The organism is Gordonia sp. YY1 (assembly GCF_009872315.1).
GTDB classification, from domain to species: domain Bacteria; phylum Actinomycetota; class Actinomycetes; order Mycobacteriales; family Mycobacteriaceae; genus Gordonia; species Gordonia amicalis.
In genome coordinates, this window is record NZ_WXYI01000008.1 from 94,916 (window position 1) to 109,922 (window position 15,007).

The 15,007-nt window shown below is 67.7% G+C and carries 13 protein-coding genes and 3 pseudogenes; 9 read left to right on the forward strand and 7 right to left on the reverse strand.

Going from position 1 to position 15,007, the window contains the following annotated elements:
* Positions 1 to 44: 44 nt before the first annotated feature.
* Positions 45 to 867 (reverse strand): annotated as a pseudogene (locus tag BPODLACK_RS12720) (MlaE family ABC transporter permease).
* A 484-nt stretch (positions 868 to 1,351) separates the two neighbouring features.
* On the opposite strand from BPODLACK_RS12720, the gene BPODLACK_RS12725 reads away from it, so the two are divergent.
* The 4 genes from BPODLACK_RS12725 to BPODLACK_RS12740 all read left to right on the forward strand — a co-directional run bounded on the left by BPODLACK_RS12725 (position 1,352) and on the right by BPODLACK_RS12740 (position 4,904).
* Positions 1,352 to 1,672: a putative quinol monooxygenase gene (locus tag BPODLACK_RS12725; RefSeq protein WP_006435146.1), complete on the forward strand. Its 321-nt coding sequence runs from the start codon at positions 1,352 to 1,354 to the stop codon at positions 1,670 to 1,672.
* A gap of 192 nt (positions 1,673 to 1,864) precedes the next feature.
* Positions 1,865 to 3,058, forward strand: a complete 1,194-nt coding sequence (locus tag BPODLACK_RS12730; protein WP_159405423.1) for a thiolase family protein — start codon at positions 1,865 to 1,867, stop codon at positions 3,056 to 3,058.
* Positions 3,051 to 3,716 carry a TetR/AcrR family transcriptional regulator gene (locus tag BPODLACK_RS12735; RefSeq protein WP_006435148.1) on the forward strand — a complete coding sequence of 222 codons (666 nt, stop codon included), beginning with the start codon at positions 3,051 to 3,053 and terminating at the stop codon, positions 3,714 to 3,716. The genes BPODLACK_RS12730 and BPODLACK_RS12735 overlap by 8 nt, the downstream gene beginning before the upstream one ends.
* A gap of 36 nt (positions 3,717 to 3,752) precedes the next feature.
* Positions 3,753 to 4,904, forward strand: a complete 1,152-nt coding sequence (locus BPODLACK_RS12740; RefSeq protein WP_024499595.1) for an acyl-CoA dehydrogenase family protein — start codon at positions 3,753 to 3,755, stop codon at positions 4,902 to 4,904.
* A gap of 64 nt (positions 4,905 to 4,968) precedes the next feature.
* Here BPODLACK_RS12740 and BPODLACK_RS12745 read toward each other — a convergent pair.
* A pseudogene (locus BPODLACK_RS12745) lies at positions 4,969 to 5,322 on the reverse strand (LysR substrate-binding domain-containing protein); the annotation flags it as partial.
* 141 nt (positions 5,323 to 5,463) lie between these two features.
* Here BPODLACK_RS12745 and BPODLACK_RS12750 point away from each other — a divergent pair.
* Complete coding sequence (locus BPODLACK_RS12750; protein ID WP_159405424.1) at positions 5,464 to 6,702, forward strand: IS256 family transposase; 1,239 nt, start codon at positions 5,464 to 5,466, stop codon at positions 6,700 to 6,702.
* A 77-nt stretch (positions 6,703 to 6,779) separates the two neighbouring features.
* Here the strand turns inward: BPODLACK_RS12750 and BPODLACK_RS12755 are convergent.
* Positions 6,780 to 7,313, reverse strand: a pseudogene (locus tag BPODLACK_RS12755) (LysR family transcriptional regulator); the annotation flags it as partial.
* Positions 7,314 to 7,385: 72 nt separating this feature from the next.
* Here BPODLACK_RS12755 and trxA point away from each other — a divergent pair.
* Together trxA and BPODLACK_RS12765 are read left to right on the forward strand one after the other, a co-directional pair.
* A complete protein-coding gene (gene trxA / locus BPODLACK_RS12760; RefSeq protein WP_159405425.1) occupies positions 7,386 to 7,748 on the forward strand; it encodes a thioredoxin in 363 nt (120 codons plus the stop codon).
* Positions 7,749 to 7,850: 102 nt separating this feature from the next.
* Complete coding sequence (locus tag BPODLACK_RS12765) at positions 7,851 to 8,855, forward strand: EamA family transporter (protein WP_236577665.1); 1,005 nt, start codon at positions 7,851 to 7,853, stop codon at positions 8,853 to 8,855.
* Here the strand turns inward: BPODLACK_RS12765 and BPODLACK_RS12770 are convergent.
* Complete coding sequence (locus tag BPODLACK_RS12770) at positions 8,834 to 9,928, reverse strand: alpha/beta hydrolase (protein WP_159405426.1); 1,095 nt, start codon at positions 9,926 to 9,928, stop codon at positions 8,834 to 8,836. The two genes, BPODLACK_RS12765 and BPODLACK_RS12770, sit on opposite strands and share 22 nt — an antisense overlap.
* Positions 9,929 to 10,003: 75 nt before the next feature.
* Here BPODLACK_RS12770 and BPODLACK_RS12775 point away from each other — a divergent pair, with 75 nt between their 5' ends.
* Both BPODLACK_RS12775 and BPODLACK_RS12780 read left to right on the forward strand, forming a co-directional pair.
* Positions 10,004 to 11,305: a MurT ligase domain-containing protein gene (locus tag BPODLACK_RS12775; RefSeq protein ID WP_159405427.1), complete on the forward strand. Its 1,302-nt coding sequence runs from the start codon at positions 10,004 to 10,006 to the stop codon at positions 11,303 to 11,305.
* Positions 11,302 to 12,024, forward strand: coding sequence for a type 1 glutamine amidotransferase (locus BPODLACK_RS12780; protein ID WP_159405428.1), 723 nt, complete (start codon positions 11,302 to 11,304; stop codon positions 12,022 to 12,024). The genes BPODLACK_RS12775 and BPODLACK_RS12780 overlap by 4 nt, the downstream gene beginning before the upstream one ends.
* Before the next feature lie 10 nt (positions 12,025 to 12,034).
* On the opposite strand, the gene BPODLACK_RS12785 is transcribed toward BPODLACK_RS12780, so the two are convergent.
* The 3 genes from BPODLACK_RS12785 to BPODLACK_RS12795 are packed head-to-tail and all read right to left on the reverse strand — an operon-like array spanning position 12,035 to position 14,925.
* Entirely contained in the window at positions 12,035 to 12,760 is a 726-nt protein-coding gene (locus BPODLACK_RS12785) for a uracil-DNA glycosylase (protein WP_006435156.1), read from the reverse strand.
* Between the two features lie 33 nt (positions 12,761 to 12,793).
* Positions 12,794 to 13,354: a uridine kinase family protein gene (locus tag BPODLACK_RS12790; RefSeq protein ID WP_096272846.1), complete on the reverse strand. Its 561-nt coding sequence runs from the start codon at positions 13,352 to 13,354 to the stop codon at positions 12,794 to 12,796.
* Positions 13,351 to 14,925, reverse strand: coding sequence for an alpha/beta fold hydrolase (locus tag BPODLACK_RS12795; protein WP_236577671.1), 1,575 nt, complete (start codon positions 14,923 to 14,925; stop codon positions 13,351 to 13,353). Before BPODLACK_RS12795 ends, BPODLACK_RS12790 begins: the two co-directional genes overlap by 4 nt.
* Positions 14,926 to 15,007: the final 82 nt, after the last annotated feature.

A 15,007-nucleotide genomic window follows, 5' to 3' on the forward strand; every position in this document is an offset into this window, starting at 1 on the left:
AGTCACCTCGACCCAACACTTCTTCGCGGCATCACTTGTACCCGTCAGAGGAATCGAATGGGAACGAACATCATGGTCAGCTGGGTCAGCGCGAGGTTGATGACGACGCAGGCCAGGATGCCCAGCACGACTGCGGCATTCACGCTGTCGGCGACACCCTTGGGCCCGCCCTTCGCCTCCAGCCCGCGGTGGCAGGCGATGGCCGCCACGACGAAACCGAAGACCACCGCCTTGCCGAGGCAGATCAGCAGGTCAGTGATCGACGCGAAGCTGCCGAACGACAACCGGTACGAGCCGGGTGCGACGCCCTGACCCAGGGCGGCAACGGCAAAGCTGGAGAGAATGCTCATCAAGATCACGAGCACCGAGAGCGCCGGCGCCACCACCGACATCGCCACGAGGCGTGGTGCGACGAGACGCTGGTGAGGGTCGATGCCCATGGTGCGCAGGGCGTCGATCTCGTCGCGAATCGTCCTGGCGCCCAGGTCCGAGGCGATGGCGGAACCGCCGGCTCCGCCGACGAGCAGTGCCGTGGCCAGCGGCGCGATCTGCTGCATGACCCCCATACCGCCGACGGCGCCGGCCATCGAATTGGCGCCGACGTTGGACGCGACGCTGCCGATCTGGACCGCGATCACGACCCCCATCGGGATGGAGATGAGGATCGCCGGCCAGAGTGAGACCGACACGAAGAACCAGCCCTGAACGAGACTCTCGCGCAGGGGGAATCGGCCGGTCATCGATCTCGGCAACGGCAATCGCCGACGACCGCGTCGTCATCCGGATCAGTCGGCCGAACGTGCGGACCGATCCGAGCACATAGGTGACGGGACCCGAACGCGCGACCCCGATGCTCGCAGTGCTCACGACACCCCCGTCAACTGCGCTCCGACACTCCCCCCGGCCACGAAATGTGACCGAACGCACGAAGCATAGGGAGCCGGGATCCTGCCGGGCAAGCCTGATAAGTCACGTGCCACAAGATTCGGGCCCCGAAACTGACCGTCGAGTAGATAGGACCGCGCACACGTTCGAACCGCCTTGGCCGCACGGTTTTTCAGCGGCCGCAGCACCTGGCCTGCGGGTTCACTCCGACCCCAGACTCTCGCCGCCGTCCAAATCCGACATCACGCGTAGTCACATCGAACCCTCGACTGTGTTCTCGGTCTCATTTCCCGACGGCGGCCCGTTCGGCTCACCTCGGCAGGTCCCGGGAGTGCCGTCGTGCGGTCCGGCGACGCGACATGGGGCATCGAATGCGAGCTCGGCGAAACCGCCACGCGAACCTGCGACACTCCCCTAACGTCACGACCTACCCCCATCCCCACCCCCATCCATAGGAGACTCACCCATGTCCGAAGTGATCGTCGTCGCCACCATCTCGCCCAAGGCCGGCGAGGAGCAGGCCGTCCGCGATGCTGTTCTGGCCGCCATCCCCCAGGTGCACGGCGAACCCGGCTGCGGGAAGTACGCACTGCACGAGGCGACGGGCGACTCGACCGATCTCGTGATGATCGAACGCTGGGAGTCGTTCGAGGCACTGTCGACGCACGGCAGCGCACCGGCGCTGACCGAACTCGGCAAGAAGATCGGCCCGCTGCTGGCCGGCCCGCTCGACGTGAAGACGTTCAGCGCCGTTCCCGCTGGTGACGCGGACAAGGGCGCCATCTGACACCCTGACGCGACAACGCCCTCGCCCGAATCCACTCGGGCGAGGGCGCCTGAACCTCTCGAATCCCCGGCGCCTTGTTGATTCAGCGGACAGGCACGTGCTAGACCGGTATAACGATCGTTAGATAAAGTAACCGGCGCCATGCGGTGCTCGGTCACGTCCGCGACACCACATGCTCGAGAGGAAACCTTCATGCCCGAAGCCGTCATCGTCGACGTAGTCCGCCTCGCATCCGGAAAGGGCAAGCCCGGTGGCGCCCTGTCGGAGACCAAGCCGGTCGAACTGCTCGCCCACGTGCTGCGCTCGCTCGTCGAGCGCAACGACATCGACCCGGCCATCGTCGACGACGTGATCGGCGGCTGCGTCGGCCAGGCGGGCGAGCAGGCGCTCAACATCTCGCGTACCGCACTGCTGTCGGCCGGTTTCCCGGAGTCCGTCCCGGCGACCACCGTCGACCGCCAGTGCGGATCGAGCCAGCAGGCCGCCCACTTCGCCGCACAGGGCATCATCGCCGGCGCCTACGACGTCGTCATCGCCGCCGGCGTCGAGTCGATGAGCCGCGTGCCCATGGGCTTCTCCACCGCCGGCCGCAGCCCGTACGGTCCGAGCATCGAGGCCCGTTACCCGGAAGGCCTTGTCAACCAGGGTATTTCGGCCGAACTGGTGGCCGCGAAGTGGAAGTTCGACCGCGAGGCACTCGACACCTTCGCCGCGCAGTCCCACCAGCGCGCCGCTGCCGCCGCTGCCGATGGCTTCTTCGATCGCGAGATCCTGCCCATCGACGTGGTCAACGCCGCGGGTGAGACGTTCACGCACAAGGTCGACGAGACCGTGCGCGCCTCCACCACCGCCGAGGGACTGACCGGGCTCAAGTCGTCGTTCTACAACGAGGATCTGGCCAAGCGGTTCCCGGAGATCAACTGGCACATCACCCCGGGCAACTCCTCGCCGCTCACCGACGGCGCATCCGGTGCCCTCATCATGAGCGACACGATGGCGTCGAAGCTGGGCCTGACCCCGCGCGCCCGTTTCCACTCGTTCTCGGTCGCCGGCGACGACCCGATCTTCATGCTGACCGCACCCATCCCGGCCACCCACAAGATCCTCCAGCGTTCGGGGCTGTCCATCGAGGACATCGACGCCTACGAGGTCAACGAGGCGTTCGCGTCGGTCCCGATGGCCTGGGCCCAGGAGTTCGGCGCCGATCCCGCCAAGCTGAACCCGCGCGGCGGTGCCATCGCCCTGGGTCACGCACTCGGTTCGTCGGGCACCCGCCTGCTGGGCACCCTGGTCAACCACCTGGAGGCAACCGGCGGCCGCTACGGCCTGCAGACCATGTGCGAAGGCGCCGGCATGGCCAACGCCACCATCATCGAACGTGTCTGAGGCAGCCAAAACCGCTGCTGCCAAACGGTTCACGATCGACACCGAGGGACACGACTGGCGGCGGCGCGAACCCGTGCCGCTGCCGTCGACCCTCGTCGCGGCGAAGCACGCGTTCTACGAGCGCGGGTTTCACGGGACCTCGATCCGCGACATCGCCTCGCGGGCCGGGGTCTCCCTGCCGACGCTCTACTACCACCACGACAACAAACTCGGCATCCTCGTGGAGTTGCTCGAAGCGGCGATGACCTCGGTCCTCGCCTGGGTCGGAGCAGCCATCGAGGAGGGACGTACGCCGAGCGAGAAGCTGTCGAACGCGATCGAGTCCATCGTCCTGCACATGACCAGCGACCTCGAGCTGGCCAGTGTCGCAAGCGAGTTCCGTCATCTCGACCCGGAGGACCCGCGCCGCGAGCCCTACATCGCGATGCGGACCGAGACCGAGACCATGCTCGCCGACGTCATCCAGGCGGGCCTGGAATCGGGCGAGTTCCGGTTCGACCAGGACGTCAAGGACGTCCTGCGCTACCTGTTCGGCGCCTGCCAGGCGGTGACCACCTGGTACCGCCCGTCCGGTGCGCGGACACCCGCCGAGGTCGCGGCGTCCTACGCCCTGATCGCGCTGCGGGTCGTCGGCGCGCAGGGCACGAACGACGACTGACACATCCATCGCAGACTCACGAAAGGGAGAAAAGCCATGAAACGCACCATCTTCGAAGCCGAACACGAGGCCCTGCGGGAAACCGCGCGTCAGTTCCTGATCCGCGAGTGCCTCCCCTACAACGACGAATGGACCAAGGCCGGTCAGGTCGACCGTGAGATCTTCAAGAAGGCCGGCGACGCAGGCCTCCTGGGCTTCAACATCCCGGAGGAGTACGGCGGCGGTGGCGCGATGGACGACTTCCGCTTCAATGCGGTCGTCGTCGAGGAGTTCGCCAAGTTCGACGGCGCAGCTCCCGGCCTCAGCCTCCAGAACGACGTCGTCGCACCGTACTTCGTCCACCTGGCCAACGACGAGCAGAAGAAGCGCTGGATGCCGGGTATCGCCACCGGTGAGACGATTCTCGCCGTCGCGATGACCGAGCCGGGCGCCGGTTCCGACCTCGCCGGCATCAAGACCTCGGCGAAGCTGGACGGCGACCACTACGTCCTCAACGGCAACAAGACCTTCATCTCGTCGGGCATCAACTCCGACCTCGTGGTCGTGGTGTGCCGCACCAACCCGGACCCCGAGGCCGGCCACAAGGCGTTCTCGCTCCTCGTCGTCGAGCGCGGCATGGAAGGCTTCGAGCGCGGTCGCAAGCTCGACAAGATGGGCCTCAAGGCGCAGGACACCGCCGAGCTGCACTTCAACAACGTGCGCGTCCCGGTCGAGAACCTACTCGGCCAGGAAGGCATGGGCTTCTACCACCTCATGCAGAACCTGCCCTCCGAGCGTCTGTCGATCGGCATCGGTGCGATCGCCGGCGCCCGCGCCATCTTCGACGAGACCCTGCAGTACACCAAGGACCGCAAGGCATTCGGCCGTCCCATCGGCACCTTCCAGGCGAACCGCTTCACGCTCGCCGAGATGGCCACCGAGCTGGACATCGCCGAGGTCTACATCGACCGCTGCCTGCAGGGCGTGCTCGACGGTGAGCTGAACGCCGTCGACGCCTCCAAGAACAAGTGGTGGTGCACCGAGCTCGCCAAGCGCGTCATCGACAGCTGCCTCCAGCTGCACGGCGGCTACGGCTACATGAACGAGTACCGCGTGGCCCGCGCCTACACCGATGCCCGCATCCAGACGATCTTCGGTGGCACCACCGAGATCATGAAGGACATCGTCGGCAAGAGCCTGGGCGTCTGACCCCGAGAGCACGGACGAAGGCCGGTGGCTCACGCGAGAAGCGTGGGCCACCGGCCTTTGTCGATCACTGACCGTGTTCGGCGCCCGCGGCCATCAGAAGTTCGACGACCTGCGCGACCGCGGTTCGGGCGCGCGGCCGCACCAAGGCCTCGTACACCCGTGCCGCCCGAACTCCCTTGAGTTCCAGCCGCTTCACGCCCGGGTGACGAACCGCGAACCGCGGCATCAACGCGATCCCATGACCTCCGGCGACGAGCGCCTCGATGGTGGTGAAGTCCAGCATGCGTTGCGTCACCCGGGGCGCGACACCGGTCACCGCCGAGATCGACTGCAGCACATCGTCGACCGGGAAACCCTCGACGCTGATCCAATCGTGTTCGGCGAGCTCGGACACCGCCACCTCGTCGGCCTCGGCGAGGGTGAGTCCCCTGGTGTGGTGGGGTTTCGGGGCTGGGGTGAGGCCGTCACGTTGCGTGTCGGTGCCCCTGTTGAGGCGGGCCATCGCGTAGTGGTCAGTGAGTTACCTACCCAGTGACTCAACAGAAGGACACACGACGCGATGACCCACGATCATTCTGCCTTGCTCGCCCAGCTCGATGCACTTACGGCCGCTGATTCCGGCGCGGTGTTCGCCGAGTTGATCCGAGCGGGCCTACAAGCCCTGATCGAGGCCGAGGCCAGCGAGAAAATCGGTGCCGGCCGCTATGAGCGTTCCGCGGAACGCTCGACTCACCGTAACGGCCACCGCACCAAGACCGTGTCAACGACCTCGGGTGATGTCGAGGTCAAGATCCCCAAGCTACGATCCGGGTCGTTCTTCCCGAGCCTGCTCGAACGACGCAGACGCATCGACAAAGCACTGCACGCAGTGGTGATGGAGGCCTACGTCCACGGCGTGTCCACGCGCTCGGTCGATGACCTCGTCAACGCCCTCGGCGTGTCCTCGGGCATCTCCAAGTCCGAAGTCTCCCGCATCTGCGCCGGCCTCGACCAGGAAGTGGCCGCGTTCCGCGAGCGCTCGCTGACCCACACCGAGTTCCCGTACGTGTTCGCCGATGCCACTTTCTGCAAGGTTCGCGTCGGTGCCCACGTGGTGTCGCAAGCGTTGGTCGTGGCGACGGGAGTGTCGATCGACGGCACCCGTGAAGTGTTGGGTACCGCAGTCGGCGACTCGGAGTCCTTCGAGTTCTGGCGTGAATTCCTCGCCTCCCTCAAAGCGCGGGGTCTGTCTGGGGTGCATCTGGTCATCTCCGATGCCCACGCCGGATTGAAAGCCGCTGTGGCCCAACAGTTCACCGGCTCATCGTGGCAGCGATGCCGGGTTCACTTCATGCGGAACCTGCACGGTGCGGTGTCAGCAAAACAGGCACCCGTGGTGACCGCGGCGGTCAAGACCATCTTCGCTCACACCGAGCCCGCCGAGGTCGCCGCGCAGTGGGACCAGGTCGCCGACACCCTGGAATCGTCGTTCCCGAAGGTGGCGGCGATGATGGCCGATGCCAAACCCGACGTGCTCGCGTTCACCGCGTTCCCACACGCGCACTGGCAGAAGATCTGGTCCAACAACCCCATCGAACGGCTCAACAAGGAGATCAAACGCCGTGCCGATGTCGTCGAGATCTTCCCCAACCCCGCCGCGTTCCTGCGGTTGGCGACCGCGGTCGTGATCGAGGCCCACGACGAGTGGCAAGTCACCCGCCGCTACCTCTCCGACATCAGCATGGCCGAACTTCGCAAGGTCATCGCCGCCAAACATCAAGCCACCGAAACAGTCGACGAAACACGCCAAATCGCCTAACATTCACCACGACTCGTTGATCACAACGCGTGGCTCACGCCGGTCCGAAGTCCACCACCCCAAGGGGCGCTATCCTCGGCGAGCGGACTGTCGACGGGGACGATGACGTCGACCGGTTCACGCATCAGCTCGGCGACCCGCACCCGAGACCGGTTGACGGCGGGTGCCCGTTCGTCCCGGTGGGTCACGACGATGTCGAAGTCCGCAAGAGCCGGAGCTGCACCCGGGTATCCGACGTCGAGGTGAAAGGCGTGCACCTCGATCCCGGACTCGGTGGCGCGATCGAGGACGGTCGGCAACAGCAGCGTCGAGCCCGACGGGAACATCGCCAGCCGCACGCGAGCCCGGCCCGACCGATACGACGCCATCTCTTCCTGGGCCCGCTCGACGGCGGCGATCACCTCGTCGGCCCGCAGCACCAGCGCGCGGCCCGCCTCGGTCAGCCGGATGCGCCGCCCGTCGGGTTCGAACAGCGGCACGCCGGCCTCGTCGGCGAGGACCTTGAGTTGCTGCGAGACCGCCGACGGCGTCATGTGCATCGCGTCGGCGACCGCACCGATCGACTCACGATCGGCAAACTCACGCAGCAACCGCAGCCGGCGGACCTCCATGCGCCAAAGGTACCGATACTCGACCGAACCACCCTGTGGAATGTCTCCACCACCGAAACGGTTGTTGTGACCATGGCATCACAAGACGTAACCATCGAAACCTTCGAAGACACCATCTCCAAGGACGGCATCGTCCTGCTCGACTTCTGGGCGAGCTGGTGTGGACCGTGCCGCATGTTCGCCCCGGTCTTCGAGAAGGCGTCGGAAGCCCATTCCGACATCTTCTTCGGCAAGATCGACACCGAGGCACAGCAGCAGCTCGCCGGAAGCCTTGGCATTCAATCGATTCCGACGCTGATGGCGTTCCGCGACGGCATCCTCGTGTTCAACCAGCCGGGCGCGCTGCCCGCTGCACAGCTCGAGGAACTGATCGGCGCGGTCGAGGCGCTCGACATGGACGACGTCCGGGCGAAGGTCGCAGCCGCTCAGAAGTGACGGGCTGAGCTCGACCCCCGGATGGATTGTTCAGTAGATCTGAACAATCCATCCGTTTAAATTCGATTGTCCTTCATCACCACGCCTCGGACGATGGTGTGCATGTCCACTCGTGACCGGTTGCTCGCCCTCGGCGTCGTGTTCTTGTGGGGACTAAATTTCGTCGCGATCCACCTCAGTCTCGAGCACTTTCCGCCGTTCTTCCTGGCTGCGCTCCGTTTCGCGGTCATGGCGATCCCGGTCGCCCTGTTCGTCCGGTTCCCGAAGGTCCGCCTCAAGTGGTTCCTGGTCTACGTGGCGGGCTTCGGAACCGTGCAGTTCATGTTCCTGTTCCTGGCGATGACCCTGGGTATGCCGGCCGGGCTCGCCTCGCTGGTGCTGCAGACATCGGCGCCCTTCACGGTGATCCTGGGGGTGCTGTTCCTGCGTGAGCGGATGACGTTCGCCCAGGTCGTGGGCCTTCTGGTCGCCGTCGGCGGCATGGGCCTGATCGCCGTCGACCGCGCCACCGGCAGCGATATCGGTGTGGCCGCCCTCCTCCCCATCGGTCTCACCATCCTGGGTGGCCTCAGCTGGGCGATCGGCAACATCGGCGGGCGCCTGGCCCAGCCCGACGACTCGTTCCGCATGACACTGTGGATGGCCGTCGTCGCGACCCCGCCGCTGTACCTGGCGAGCCTGATCATCGAAGGCCCGGCCGCGGGCTTCGACTCACTGATGGCGATCGGCACCGAGACAGGGCTACGTGCGCTCGGCGGACTCGTCTACCTGGCCGTCTTCGGCACCCTCGTCGGCGCCGGCCTGTGGACCATGCTCCTGAGCCGCAACGACGCCAGCAGGGTGTCGCCGATGTCGCTGCTCGTGCCCGTCGTCGGCATCAGCGCATCCTTCGCCTTCCTCGGCGAGGTTCCGACGGTCGGCGAGATCGTCGGAGCGGTGATCGTCGTCAGCGGTTGCGCGGTCGGCGTGATGGCGCGCCCGCGGTCGCGCAGGCGTCACCGAGCACCAGCCGTGGCCACGGTCACGCGCACTGCATCGGAAGGCGATGCCGACCACGCGTGCGTCGGGGCGATCGCGCCCGGACGTCAGCCGGCGATCGACTGCTGATCCGCCGGCGGAGCCCCGTCGAGTGCTCGCCGGACCTCCGCACACATCCGGTCCACCGCCGCGCGGGCGCCCGGGCTGATCAGGGTCATGTTGACGAACCCGTGGATCATCGAACCCTCCCGCCGCAGCGTGACGGGGACCCCTGCTTCCTCGAGCCGTTTCGCGTAGGCGAGGCCCTCGTCGCGCAACGGGTCGAAGCCGGCGACGATGACATGTGCCGGCGGCAGTCCGCCGAGGTCGTCGGCGAGCAGTGGCGAACAGCGCGGGTCGCTGCGCTGTTCGAGGTCGGGGACGTAGTGGTCGTTGAACCACTCGATACCGTCCGTGGTCAGGAAGAACCCGGTCGCGAACTCACGTCGCGACGGGGTCTGCGCGGAGAGATCGGTGACGGGGTAGATGAGCAGCTGGAAGACCGGCGTCACCGGTTCGTCCCGGACCAGCCGGGCCACCACGGTGGCCAGGTTCCCGCCCGCACTGTCACCGGCGACGACGATGCGCCGCGGATCGAGCCCCCACCGGGGAGCAACGTCGACGGCGAAGTGCCAGGCCGCCACCGCGTCCTCCACCCCACCGGGAAACGGATGCTCCGGCGCGAGCCGGTACTCGACCGACAGGACGTCGAGTCCCGTGCCGTGGGCGAGACGGCGCACGAAGGTGTCGTGGCTGATGCGGCTGCCGGTGACGAATCCGCCGCCGTGGAAGTAGACGAGCAGCCCGCCCGACTCGGTCGACGACCGGTACCGCGTGGCCGGGATCGGACCGGCGGGACCGTCGATGACGAGGTCTTCCTCCACCGCCATGGGCGGCAGGTTCTCGGCCATCGACGCACCACTCTCGTCGGTCGCCGAACGCGACCGGGCGACCTCACCCTGGAACGGATCCAAGCCGGGAACGTGTTGATTCGCCCAGCCGATCGCGGCGAGCTCGGGCGCAACCCGCTCGCCATCGGAGTTGACCGACGCCCGCCGCCCGAGCGCCGACAGTGCGGCGCCGGGAATCCTCCCCGCGGCCAGCAGCACGCCACGCTGGATTCGTGCGGGCAGGGACAAACGCAGATAAGTGTCGCGGCTCACAGTCGCAGAGCCTACTTGCTGGTCGCCGGTCGGCACGAGCAACCCGAAGATCGACCCTGTGGAACACTCGTGACCATGCCCGACCGTCCATCGTCCGCCGGATCCGTATCTCCCCGGAGCAACCGCGTGCCCGCCCGCACCTCGGTCGCGCTGGTCGCGGCTGCGGCCGCCCGCTGGGCATCGCGTACCGCGGGACGCGGCAAGGGTTCGATGATCGGCGGACTCGTCGCCGCCAAGATCGATCCCGACATCATGCGTCGTCTCGCGGCCGGCAAGCACACCGCGATCATCACCGGCACCAACGGCAAGTCGACGACCACGCGGATGACCGCCGCGGCGATGGCCGAACTCGGCGAGGTCGCCACTCAGGCCGACGGCGCCAACATGGACGCCGGCATCATCGCCACCCTCACGCTCAGCCGCACCGCGCCGCTGTGTGCACTCGAGGTCGACGAACTCCACGTGCCCCACGTCAGCGATGCGGTGGACCCCGAGGTGCTGGTCCTGCTGAACCTGTCGCGCGACCAGCTCGACCGGGTCGGCGAGATCAACATGATCGAACGACGGCTCCGCGAGGGCATCGCCCGCCATCCCTCGACCACGGTCATCGCCAACTGCGACGACGTGCTGGTGACCTCCGCTGCCTTCGACGCCCCCGACGTGGTGTGGGTGGCCGCCGGCGCCGGCTGGGTCGGCGACTCGGTGAGCTGTCCCCGCACCGGCGAACCGATCGTGCGGTCCGGTGAGGGCTGGCAGTCGACCGGCGACGAGAACTTCCGTCGGCCCACGCCCGACTGGTGGTTCGACGACGAGAACATCTACGGGCCCGACGGTTTCTCCGCCCCCATGACCCTCGCCGTCCCCGGCCGGGCCAATCGTGGCAACGCGACGCAGGCGGTGGCGGCCGCCGTCGCGATGGGAGCCGACCCGGGCAAGGCCGCCGCCGCGGTCGGAACCGTCGGCGAGGTCGCCGGGCGCTACGGCATCCACCAGATCGGAAACCATTCCGTCCGAACACTTCTCGCGAAGAACCCGGCGGGCTGGCAGGAGGCCTTGTCGATGATCGACCAGGACGCCGACGGCCTGGTGATCGCGGTGAACGGCCAGGTTCCCGACGGCGAGGATCTCTCCTGGCTGTGGGACGTGCGGTTCGAGACGTTCGAGACGATGCAGGTGGTGGCCGCCGGCGAGCGGGCCGCCGACCTGTCGGTGCGTCTGCTCTACGCGGGCGCCGAGCACACCACGATCCCCGATCCGATGGCCGCGATCGCCTCGTGCCCACCGGGGCGGGTCGAAGTGCTCGCCAACTACACCGCGTTCCGCGATCTGGGGATCGCCATGGAACGTGCGGAACGTGCACGGAGGGCCGAACAGTGAGCGAGTCGACGCTGCGCATCGGGCTGGTCCTGCCCGACGTCATGGGCACCTACGGCGACAGCGGCAACGCCCTCGTCCTCAAGCGCCGCGCGATCATGCGCGGCATCGACGCCGAAGTCGTGCACATCACGCTCGACGACCCGGTTCCCGATTCGCTGGACATCTACACCCTCGGTGGCGCCGAGGATTACGCCCAGCGCCTGGCGACCCGGCACCTGGCCCGCTATCCCGGCCTGCAGCAGGCCGCCGCGGCGGGCCGCCCGGTCCTGGCGATCTGTGCCGCCATCCAGGTACTCGGCCACTGGTACGAGACCTCGGCGGGCGAACGCGTCGACGGCATCTCGCTGTTCGACCTGACGACGGCGCCGCAGGCGAAACGCAGCATCGGTGAGCTGATCACCGAACCGACTCTGGCTGCGCTCACCCAGCCGCTCACCGGATTCGAGAACCACCGCGGCGGAAGCACACTGGGCTCAGACGCCGCACCTCTCGGTCGGGTCAAACACGGCGTCGGCAACGGCGTCGGCGACGGCACCGAGGGCGTCGTGCAGGGCAGCGTGATCGGCACCTACATGCACGGTCCGGCGCTGGCCCGCAACCCGGAGCTCGCCGATTACCTCCTCGCAACCGCGATGGGCGTCGAATCGCTTGCGCCGCTAGACCTCCCCGAGGTCAGCCGGCTGCGCAAGGAGCGCCTCGCCGCCGGGCGGCGACGGTAGGAGAACAAGCTCACTGCCCCAGAGCGATCCCCGCCGACTTTGCCGCCCGCTGCAACACCTCGACGAGCATGTCGACGGTCAGCCGCCCGGTGAAGGTGTTGTGCTGGCTCACGTGGTAGCACCCGAACACCTCGAGTGTCGCGTCGCCGCGGGTCAGGATCGTCGACGCCCCGTGCCCGAACTTCGGTGCCGGACGTGGCACCGTCCAGCCGAGCGCACCGAATGTGCGCAGTGCCGACTGCCAACCGAAAACGCCGAGCGTGATCACCGAACGCACTGTCGGAGAGAGCAGTTCGAGCTCGCCGTGCAACCAGTACGAACACCGGTCCCGTTCCTCTACGGTCGGTTTGTTCTGCGGCGGAGCGCAATGCACGGGTGCGGTGATCCGCGTACCGAACAGCTCCAGCCCGTCATCCATCGCCGCCGAATGCGGTTGACTCACCAGGCCGGCGAGATACATTGCGGAGAACAGGAAATCGCCGCTCTGGTCGCCGGTGAACATCCGGCCGGTGCGGTTGCCGCCGTGTGCGGCAGGTGCGAGTCCGACGATCAGCAACCGCGCGTCGGCCGGTCCGAGGCCGGGCACCGGACGTCCCCAGTACTCCTGGTCGGAGAACGCGCGACGCTTCTCCCGGGCCACCTGTTCACGCCACTCGACGAGCCGCGGGCATGCGCGACAGTCGATCAGGTGCGCATCGAGTTCCGCGAGATCGCGGAACCGCCGTCGAGTGTCCATATCCGACAGTAACCGCGAGCCGCGACCGGCCGGTCAGTCCAGTACGACGCACCGTTCGCGGGTGCGGTCGACGGCGAACCAGCCTCGTTCGAACTCCTGCCACTGCCGCAGGTGTGCCCGCGACTCCTCGCCGTCCCGCGCGACGGCCCGCTCCAGGCGCTCCGCCTCGGTTCCGCCGTCGAGCCACAGGGCACGAGTCAGTCGGTCGGCGATGCGACGCCGCGCCGACGAGACGCCTTCGATGATCAGTAGTGGCTGCCATTCGATCCACACCTGCGGGCCCGGCGTCGCACGGCCGTCGCGCCAGACCCGAGGACGGTAGCGGTAGTCGCGGCGTCGGACGAAGGAATGCAGGACATCGGCCTCCAGCTCGGGCCACCACGCGACCGGGTCGTCCCAGGTCGCGAAGTCGTCGGTGCGCACCAGCGTCACGCCGACCCCGCGGTCGCGCAACCGGGCGACCAGCAGATCCGCGACCGTCGACTTCCCGGCGCCCGACGGCCCGTCTATCGCGACGATCCCCGAGTCGAGACCCGCAGCGAGCTCGGCGAGACGCGCGCCGACCTCGGGCGCGACGCGGTCGGGTACCGTCACCAAGCCGTCGCGCCCACGGTCAGGCTCGGCGGGAACCGGGTCAGCGACGCCGTGATCGGCGCCTCCGGAACCCGGGTCACCGCCGTCCGTCCGGTCCTCAGGTATCCGGCGATCGCGGCGTCGAGTGGCCGATTCCCGCGGCCGAGCTGGGCGTGGTCGCCTCCGCCGACGGTGATCAGGTGGCTGCCCATCCGGCGTTGCATGACCAGACTTCCGCGGTACGGCGTCTGCGGGTCCCCGACGCTCTGGATCTGCAACGGCCGTACGGCGAGTCCCCGATCCCTGATCCGGATCGGACGGGCGACCGGGGGTGCTCCGGCACAGGCCATCCCCGAACGGTAGACGAGTCCCGGCGCCTCGAACGGGTCGGCGGTGACGTAGCCGGTGATGAACGCCGAAAGGCTCATCGACGGATCCGCGGGCACCTGGTTCTCGTTGCACAGGACGGCCGCCTGCATGTCCTGTGAGACCGTCGCCGCTTCGAGGACCGCGGGCGAGGGCTTGGCGAACTCCCCGGGGGCGCCGGCCGTCAACATCGCGATGACCGGCCAGAAGTTCCGATCGGGCGCGAACGCCCGCGTCAAGACCAGAAGTCCCGAATTCGCTTGCACCGAACCAGGTGTCAGCAGCGTCGCGACGAAGTTCTCGAACCGTGCACGCGCATCCGCGGTCAGGTCGGTTCCGGCGATGTACTGTTCGGCGATGGCGCGGAGCCCCGGCGGAACGTCCCCGACCTGCGCCGGCGGCGCGACCAGCGACGGCGGGACACCCGCCTCGGCGCTGACGCGATTGCTCCACTTCCGGTACACGGCGAGCGGAGTGGTTCCCAGATGGTAGACGTGGTCGTGGCGGGCGATCCACGCCATCATGGCGTGGACACGGGCCTTGTAGCCGGGGGTCTGTACATCGAGCAGGCTGTTCCACACGACGCCCGGATCGAATCCGGAATCGAGGACCATGCGGTCCACCCGCTGGGGGAACAGCGTGGCGTAGGTCGCGAAGAGCAATGTCCCGTACGAGACCCCGTACAGACTGATCTTGGTCTCGCCCAGCCGGCGGCGAACCACCTCGATGTCACGCGCGGTGTTCTCCGTCGTCAGGGTCGCCCCCAGACCGGGCGTCCGCCGCGCACACCGCTCGCGATTGAGTTTTCCTGCGGCGGTGAGGATTTCGGATTCCGCGCCGGTGAGCGGAGCGCACTTCAGCGGCGTGCCCGACACCAGGCCGCGCGGTTGCACGGCGACGAGATCCCATTGGTCGCGCACCTCGGCCGGCGGATGCAACTGGCTGAACATCGCGATCCCGTCGCCGCCGGGGCCTCCCGGATTCCCCATCAGGACACCGCGGCGTTGCGCCGGATCGCGGGCTGGGACGCGACTCACCAGGAGCTCGATCGTGGGCCCGTTCGGCTGGGCGTGATCCAGCGGGACCTCGACCGCGGCACACCGGACGCTCGACGGAACACCGTGAACGGCGGGACATGAGGTCCATTCCAGCTCGGGTACCGCAGCCCCGGCGGAAGGCACGGCCCGTGCCGTGTCCAGCAGGCCGATGGCGGCGATCGCGGCCATCCCCGCCGCGATCACCCGGATTCGTTGACGCCCCCGCTTCAGCGATATCACCTCCCGACCTTAGCCGGGGTCACGCAACACG

Coding starts and splice junctions, on each gene's coding strand:
- BPODLACK_RS12725 (WP_006435146.1), top strand. CDS start 1,352: ATGTCCGAAGTGATCGTCGTCGCCACCATCTCGCCCAAGGCCGGCGAG.
- BPODLACK_RS12730 (WP_159405423.1), top strand. CDS start 1,865: ATGCCCGAAGCCGTCATCGTCGACGTAGTCCGCCTCGCATCCGGAAAG.
- BPODLACK_RS12740 (WP_024499595.1), top strand. CDS start 3,753: ATGAAACGCACCATCTTCGAAGCCGAACACGAGGCCCTGCGGGAAACC.
- BPODLACK_RS12750 (WP_159405424.1), top strand. CDS start 5,464: ATGACCCACGATCATTCTGCCTTGCTCGCCCAGCTCGATGCACTTACG.
- trxA (WP_159405425.1), top strand. CDS start 7,386: ATGGCATCACAAGACGTAACCATCGAAACCTTCGAAGACACCATCTCC.
- BPODLACK_RS12765 (WP_236577665.1), top strand. CDS start 7,851: ATGTCCACTCGTGACCGGTTGCTCGCCCTCGGCGTCGTGTTCTTGTGG.
- BPODLACK_RS12775 (WP_159405427.1), top strand. CDS start 10,004: ATGCCCGACCGTCCATCGTCCGCCGGATCCGTATCTCCCCGGAGCAAC.
- BPODLACK_RS12785 (WP_006435156.1), bottom strand. CDS start 12,760: ATGGACACTCGACGGCGGTTCCGCGATCTCGCGGAACTCGATGCGCAC.
- BPODLACK_RS12795 (WP_236577671.1), bottom strand. CDS start 14,925: ATGGCCGCGATCGCCGCCATCGGCCTGCTGGACACGGCACGGGCCGTG.